At 62.0% G+C, this 6,989-nt stretch carries 7 protein-coding genes; 6 read left to right on the top strand and 1 reads right to left on the bottom strand.

Translation table 11 applies throughout. The features are described from left to right. Window positions 1-18 precede the first annotated feature (18 nt). The 6 genes from J7E96_RS22070 to J7E96_RS22095 all read left to right on the top strand — a co-directional run bounded on the left by J7E96_RS22070 (window position 19) and on the right by J7E96_RS22095 (window position 6,479). The gene (locus J7E96_RS22070) at window positions 19-1,491 is read left to right on the top strand and encodes a hypothetical protein (RefSeq protein ID WP_215133394.1); all 1,473 of its coding nucleotides are present in this window, start codon (window positions 19-21) and stop codon (window positions 1,489-1,491) included. Window positions 1,492-1,582: 91 nt separating this feature from the next. Further along, window positions 1,583-2,896, top strand: a complete 1,314-nt coding sequence (gene mycP / locus J7E96_RS22075; RefSeq protein WP_251070246.1) for a type VII secretion-associated serine protease mycosin — start codon at window positions 1,583-1,585, stop codon at window positions 2,894-2,896. 171 nt (window positions 2,897-3,067) lie between these two features. Continuing rightward, window positions 3,068-3,358: a hypothetical protein gene (locus J7E96_RS22080; RefSeq protein WP_215133395.1), complete on the top strand. Its 291-nt coding sequence runs from the start codon at window positions 3,068-3,070 to the stop codon at window positions 3,356-3,358. A gap of 26 nt (window positions 3,359-3,384) precedes the next feature. Continuing rightward, window positions 3,385-4,599: a putative T7SS-secreted protein gene (locus J7E96_RS22085; protein WP_251070247.1), complete on the top strand. Its 1,215-nt coding sequence runs from the start codon at window positions 3,385-3,387 to the stop codon at window positions 4,597-4,599. Window positions 4,600-4,640: 41 nt separating this feature from the next. Beyond that, window positions 4,641-5,324 (top strand): hypothetical protein, encoded by a 684-nt coding sequence (locus J7E96_RS22090; protein WP_214968437.1) that lies wholly within the window; start codon window positions 4,641-4,643, stop codon window positions 5,322-5,324. 39 nt (window positions 5,325-5,363) lie between these two features. Further along, the gene (locus tag J7E96_RS22095; RefSeq protein ID WP_214968435.1) at window positions 5,364-6,479 is read left to right on the top strand and encodes a hypothetical protein; all 1,116 of its coding nucleotides are present in this window, start codon (window positions 5,364-5,366) and stop codon (window positions 6,477-6,479) included. A gap of 19 nt (window positions 6,480-6,498) precedes the next feature. Here J7E96_RS22095 and J7E96_RS22100 read toward each other — a convergent pair. Next, the coding region (locus J7E96_RS22100) for an IS5 family transposase (RefSeq protein WP_215133397.1) at window positions 6,499-6,989 on the bottom strand (491 nt) is incomplete at its 5' end.

Genomic DNA, 6,989 nt, shown 5'->3' on the forward strand with positions numbered 1-6,989 from the left:
AACAGAAGGGGGTTGGGCATGGGTGCAGACGACGTACAAATGGCCATCAGGGATAACAACGAAAAGGAAGAGAAGAGGGAGAAGAGCGACCACGATAAGGCTGTAGAGAGCGAGCTGAAGGGAGGGAGGGCTCGCCCCGACGTCGATACGCCCTTTATGGACTACTCCATCAATGGGCTCAAGCGGATGATCAAAGACGCGGACCCAACTAAACTGGAGACTGCCGCCTTCCACTGGAGGCAGGTCCAGAAGATCCTCGCAGGCGGAAAGGACGGTATCGCAGACCTGCTTGATACTGCGGTAAACAACGTCCTTGAGCACTGGGAGGGGGAGGCGGCTTCTTCTTTTGCTAAGAAGAGCCGCGATGTATCCGACAGTGTCCGAAACTGTGCTTGGTTTGCTGGGCTCAACAGTGACCAACTCCAAGATGCCGGAACGCAACTGAGGCACTATAAGCCACTGCTGGACAGCATTAAGGAGCCTGGGGTCTGGGATAGGGGCACGGACTGGCTCACGGAAGACAGAGATAACACGCAACTCGACAAAGACATCGCAAGAGGCGTCAGGGCCGACACGGCAGCGGAAGCTAATAAGGACAGCCTGTCCAGGACCAAAGAAGAGCAACTCAAGGCGGTTGCTCATATGGAGGACTTGGCGGTTCAGTACAAGCGTATGTCGACGAACCTGGAGAAGAACCCCCCGGTTTGGGAAGACGGCAGAATCAAAGACCCAGACCGTGACGTGGAGTACCCGCCTCCGGTTGGAGGGCCTGGTGGCTCCGCGGCCGGACCGAGCGCTTCTCGCGGTACTCCCAAGCCGTGGAGCGCTGGCGGGACCAGCAAGATCGGTGCTGCCCCTCAGGTGCCCCGCGCCCAAGGTATAACGGGAGGTTCACAACTCCCGGTGGCCAAGACAAACGTGGACAGCATTAAGCCCGGCCTGACGGGCCCGGGCCTCGGCTCAACCCCCGCCGGCGCCGGACCTGGCGGCCCCGGTGGCGGCCCCGGTGGCGTGCCGGGTGGCGGCATCGCTCCCGTGGGAGGTGGCCCCGGTCTCAGCCGTGCCGCACGCAGCGGCATCGGCGCGCCCAGCGGCCGTTCGGGTCTGGCTGGCGGTCCGGGCGGCTCAGCAGCCGGCCGCGGTACCGGAGCCCGAGCCGGCATGGGCGGCATGGGCGGTGGCGCCGGTGCAGGCGCCGCGGGCCGAGGTGGCGCCGGTGCCAGTGGTCGAGGCGCCCTCGCGAAGGCTCGCGGCGGCGTAGTTGGCGCGCCCAACGGACTCACTGGAAAGGGCACCGGCGGCGGTGCGGGCCTGCACGGTAGCCGTGGCGGCATGGCGGGTGGCATGGCTGGAGGCATGGGCGGCCGCAACGGCCGTCGCTCCGGAGACGAGAATGAGCGGGGCGACCGTCCCGACTACCTGGTCGAGGATGAAGAGACCTGGATCTCGGAAGAGGACCGCAACCGGAACGTGCCGCGCAACATCGAGTAGGCACACACGAGCGAGCCGCGCGGAACGTCCGCGCGGGCTCGAGTGTATGAAGGCTGGCGTAAGCAGTCGTAGTTGAGTGAGGAGCAAGGAATTGGGTGCCAAGCGAGTCTTGTCCATGGCGGGAGTCGTGGCGTTGACGGGAGCTTTGCTCCTCACTTCAGCCCCGGTGGCTTCAGCTGATTACATCCGGGATCGACAGTGGATGCTCGATCAATTCAGCGCGAAAGAGGTCTGGGCTCAATCTCAAGGTCAAGGTGTCACAGTTGCGGTTGTCGACACCGGAGTGGATGGCAGTCACCCCGACCTCACCGGACAAGTGCTGGAGGGAAAAGACTTCACCGGTAATGGAAATGCGCAGGAAGACGTATACGGCCACGGCACCTCTATGGCAAGCATCATCGCCGGACACGGCCATGGCGAAGGCGACGCCTCTGGGGTGATGGGCCTGGCACCCAAGGCTAAGATCCTGCCGTTGCGTTATGGCGCGACACGAGACGACGATTTTCCCGAAGAGCGTTGGGCAGCCGCAGTCAAGTATGCGGTTGATCACGGTGCAACGGTAGTGAACATGTCTTTGAGTAATACCTTTGGTTTTACTGGGCATGAAGGAAAAGAAGCTCTCGCATACGCGCAGGCGCACGATGTAATCGTTGTTGCGGGCGCTGGAAACGATGGCTTGAGCGTCGACGACCCGGCTGCACTTCCTGGAGTGGTGGCAGTTAGCGCCATTGATAAGGATGGAGAGTTCTGGTCCGGGTCGAATGCCGGTAAAGAGGTAGTTCTTAGTGCCCCAGGCGTCGACGTTGTAGGTGCGGATCCGACTAAAGCGAACGGATACGCCAACGGGACGGGCACCTCAGCATCTACGGCTTACGTATCGGCTGCAGCGGCGCTAGTCCGATCTAAGTTTCCTGACCTCACGGCAGGTCAGGTAATAAACCGTCTGATCAAGTCGGCAACGCTCCTTGATCATAAGGTAGGAAATGTGCCCGATGAGGAGTACGGATACGGAATGATCCGCCCGTACTCGGCGCTCACGATGGACATCCCGAAGGGCCCCAAGCAAGGCCCTCTCGGCAAGATCTCGTTGCCTGCCCCTCCCCCGAGTTCCGGGGAGGGGCAGGATAGCGGGTCCCCGGCGAAGAAGATTTTCTCCTCCGGCAGCATCATTGTCATCGCCAGCATCGCAGCGGTAGTTGTCGTAGTCGGCATCGTCTTCGCGCTAGTCCGTAGCCGCCGCAACCGCAGTGACGGCGGCGGAGCTTCCCCAGGGGGCGTGGATTATCCGAACCAACCGCCGTATCCATCGGGCCAGCAGCCTTACCACACCGCCGCTCCGGGTCAGTCTCCGCACAATCCCAGCGGGAATCCCTACGGGCAACAGCCGCCGTACCAGGAGCAGTAACGACGTCCTGTCAGTCGAGGTATTGTCCGAGCCCTTATTCGCGTCAACGCGACCGGGCCGCAGAGCGGAACGCACAAGGTGGAACGCTGCCAGCGGTTAATACGGTACGTCAGTGTCACACATAGCCCTCAGACCACTTGGCCGTAGGCCATGACCACGGGGAATCGAACGATGAGTTCTGGCTTCCAGATCGACATTCAAGATGCCGAGAAAGCACTTCGCAAGCTGACAGATGCGCCTGAGCGTATGCAGCAGGCGAGAGATCGGCTGAAGAAGGTCGGGCCAAAAACCCTTGGCACTGAGGGGCTCGATCAAGCCTGCGACACTTTCCAAAGTGAGTGGGGCGACGGTATTAAGCAGATCGAGAAGGCTTCCCAGGATATCAAGGACCGGCTTGGCGCGACGATCGATGCTTACAAGGCAGGCGACAAGGCGAACGCTGAAGGCTTCGGCGCGAAGTAGGGGGATCAGATATGACGTGGCGAAGCATGTTCATCGAGGACGACAGTGCGTGGCCTGGGGTCCAGTTCAACCCCGCCAAGGGTGACTTGGAAGCCATTGGCCTTCTGGCCAAGGACGTGGATGCCGTCGGTAAAGAACTCGACGAGCTGGAGCATCTACTGAAGACCGTCGGGGACTCAGACAGCTTCTGGAGGGGGGATGCCGCAGACCGATTCGCCAAAAAGCTTGGTGAACTCCCCAAGTACCTTAAGCAGGGCACTGAGTCGATGCAGGCTTGCGCGAAGGCCCTCCATAGCTGGCAAGGCCAGCTCCAGGACTTTCAGACCAGTGCCGAGCGCATCGAGGCGGAGGCTGTCACTGCCCGTAGAACCGCCGAGCGGTGCGCAGCCCGGTACGACGGGCTTGTCGCCCAGTATCAGGGGCGGATCTTCCCTGAGGATCAGGTCAAGCAGATCAATCGCACGCTTGATGAAGCGCGTGATGATGCTTCTTCGGCAAATGAAAAGCTAGGCGGCTTGATCAGGGAGGCCGAGAGGATCCACGCCCAGTGGAAAGACCGTGCCGGTGAGGCAGAGCGATCCATCCTTAAGGCATCGGAGAACTCTCCCCCGGATCTGTCGTTGTGGGGCCGCATCACGGACGGCCTCAAGGAGGCATGGCGTGATTTCAAAGACTGGCTGGTTGAGAACGCCGACCTGCTGTCGACCATCTCAGCAGGTCTGGCCGCCGCCGCCATGGCTCTCCAGTTCATCCCCGTGGTCGGCAACATCGCCGGGGGCGTGCTCGCCGTCGGCGCTGGGGTATGCGCCGCCGGGGCGATGGCCGGGCACTGGATGGGTAACGCCCGTGGTAACGGCACTCCTGGTTGGAAGGTTGCACTAGATGCCGCCGGAGTATTGCCCTTCGTCGGTGGCGTCACCAAGCTCGCCAAGCTCGGCAAGGACGCTACTGCCACCGGGGGTGCGCTGAGCCGATTCGCGGAAGGCACCGCGACGAAACTCAGGGACTCCCTCACCCAAATGCACCTCATCACTAACCCCACTCAAAAGATCCTCGGAAAATTCGGCGCAGAGATGGGCGAAAAGGCCGTGGAGAACTTCAACGCGGCTTCGCAGGGGATCATCAAGGGCGCCAGCTCCGCCTACGGCGCCATCCAGAGAATGGGTGATGACGGTGAGACAACTGTCCAGGCCCCGAAGGCTCCCAGCGGTACCGCGTTCCATGGCGCGTTGGCTGCGTGACTGGAGAAGACTGCGACGGCGGGAAAGTTCCACAGCGGAGAATGATGATGAAAGAGAAACGCGCCGCACGTGCCGAGAAAGTGTCGTCCTGGGCCACGCATTTCAGCAACGGCGAGCAGGTCCGTGGCCTCTTTGCCTTTGGCGACGCAGGCCACTCCCTAATCTCCAACAAGCGTCGGATTGAGATCCTGCATGGCTACGAACGCCCTGGCAGTGGGCTGCGTCGCCTGCTGATCAGCCTCTTGGAGGGATTGGGTGGGCCACCCGCCGGCGAGGACACTCGGCGCCCTACGACTCCAGAAGAGCGCGCGAAACTGCAGCAGAAGTCGACTAAACGAACAATCGGTTGGATCAGGGCCTGCTGGCAGTTCGGCGACTGGGACAGCATCGCTGGCCAGCTGCTCGTCGCGTCCCAACCCAAGTCCCGCAGTCGCTTTGACAGTTATCTTGCCGTCACCCCGACCAAGCTGCTGGTCTTCCACGTCCTCAACGCCACCCGCAGCGCAAACTTCGGAAGTGCTGCCGAGGCCAACTGGACGATCCCCATTCAACAGCTGACCTGGACCCGTGACAGCCGGGACAAGCTCAACGACGGTGGTCTCCAGCTCGGTTTTGCCGATGGCTCCTGGATGACGCTGGTGGCTGCTGCCGTCCACGGCTTCCCCGACTATGGCGAGGTCTTCCCTGAAATCCTCCCCCGTACCCAGCCCATCCCACCAGCTTGACCTGACCCACCGCACAATCTCGCGAGGTGCCCGTCCCGCATGAGCATTCCAGTCGCTCCATCATCCCCTTCGAAGGCCCGAATGGGCTGGCTGATGCCGCCGTTTCTGCTGGAGCTTCCCCTGGAGGCGACCGACGAGGACAACCTGGTCGATGAGGTCTGCGACCGAGCCCGTACGATCCTCGAAGGCCGAAGCCCTGAAGAGCAGGCCCAGTTCGCAGTCGTCCTCTTCCAGCTCACCGTTCAACTGATCGAGCAGGCGAACGCCGTCTACGCGGGAATGGCGTTCCTCGACATCGACGGCCGCACCAGCATGGCCACCATCCTCGTATCCCAAATCACACACGACGGTGACAGCGACGTGGCAGTCTGCTCCCAGACCGAGGACTCTCTCCGCCGCGCCTACCCCGGCGACGACATCCGCATCGTGTTCCTCCCTAGGGTGCCTGCTGTCACGCGCATCGGGGCCGACTCCATCTTCCTATCCGCCGAAATAGCCCCCGACGGACAGGCTCACGCTGTTCCCCGCAACCTCGTCCAGGCGTATGTCCCCATCCCCCATAGCACGGAACTTCTCATCTTCGAACTGAGCACCACTTGCCTAGAAGACTGGGACCTCTACTCCGAACTCTTCGCTGAGATCCTCCGTACCATCGACTACTCCACTGACGAGGACGTTGCCGAGTTCCATCGCCGCGAAGCCCTCGCCTCCGCCCCTAGTGACAGCTTGGGGGACGATATGAGGCAGGACCTCCGTTGGCATTCCAGCCGTGTGCTCGAAGCTTGTGTGGTCCGGGGGCGGTTCATCGAAGACCAGGACTGGATGTCGGGCGCCGCATGCTCGGAGTGCTGGAGCAGAGGACTTCGGTCCTCATGCACAGCGCAGCACCATTGGCGCGTGGGGGACCTCACTGCCAACCAGCTGACCGTTGCTCTGGAGGGTGTGTCGGCCTATTTCACCGACCATGGCTGGAAGTTGGAGGACGGTCGACACGAGGGGCGGGTGCAAGCTCAGCAGGTGGGTCTCTCGGGAGATGGGAGACCGCGGCACTCCATAAGTGTCAATGCCGACATGGGGGAAGGGCATCTCACGATAGAGGTGCAATCGGAGTGCCGTCGGCAGGTTCGCTCAGTTGCGACTTCGGATTTCGGTTAGGCCCTGTGTGATGTCGTGATCAGCGGGATGTTTTCAGGAGGTCGTCGATCCAGATCATCGAGGCGCGGAGGTGGAGGCCTGCGAGGTAGCTTTCGGGTTTCTTGTCGTAGCGAGTTGCGATGCCTCGCCAGGCCTTGAGTTTGTTGATCAGGCGTTCGACGGTGTTCCGTTCCTTGTAGAGCTCGGAGTCATGGGTGACGGGCCGGCCGCCCCGGCTGCCCTTCTTCTTGCGGTTGGCGGCTTGGTCCCTCTTCTCCGGGATCACCGCTTTGATTTGGCGTTTGCGCAGGTAGGCGCGGTTGGCGCGGGAGGAGTAGGCCCTGTCTGCGGCGACCGCGCCGGGGCGGGAACGGGGCCGGCCCTGGGGCTGGCGGACTCGGACACCGGCGAGGACGGGGACGAATTGTGGGCTGTCGGCGGCCTGTCCCGCGGTCAGGACGAGTGACAGGGGGCGGCATCTGCGGTCCGATGCGAGATGGATTTTGCTGGTCTTGTGTCCTGAACATGAAA

Source organism: Streptomyces sp. ISL-96, from assembly GCF_018614035.1.
In the GTDB taxonomy this organism is placed as follows: Bacteria; Actinomycetota; Actinomycetes; order Streptomycetales; family Streptomycetaceae; genus Streptomyces.

Bases quoted from the DNA above. Each gene is read 5' to 3' on its own strand.
- J7E96_RS22095 (WP_214968435.1), top strand. From the start codon at position 5,364: ATGAGCATTCCAGTCGCTCCATCATCCCCTTCGAAGGCCCGAATGGGC.
- J7E96_RS22085 (WP_251070247.1), top strand. From the start codon at position 3,385: ATGTTCATCGAGGACGACAGTGCGTGGCCTGGGGTCCAGTTCAACCCC.
- J7E96_RS22080 (WP_215133395.1), top strand. From the start codon at position 3,068: ATGAGTTCTGGCTTCCAGATCGACATTCAAGATGCCGAGAAAGCACTT.
- J7E96_RS22070 (WP_215133394.1), top strand. From the start codon at position 19: ATGGGTGCAGACGACGTACAAATGGCCATCAGGGATAACAACGAAAAG.
- J7E96_RS22090 (WP_214968437.1), top strand. From the start codon at position 4,641: ATGATGATGAAAGAGAAACGCGCCGCACGTGCCGAGAAAGTGTCGTCC.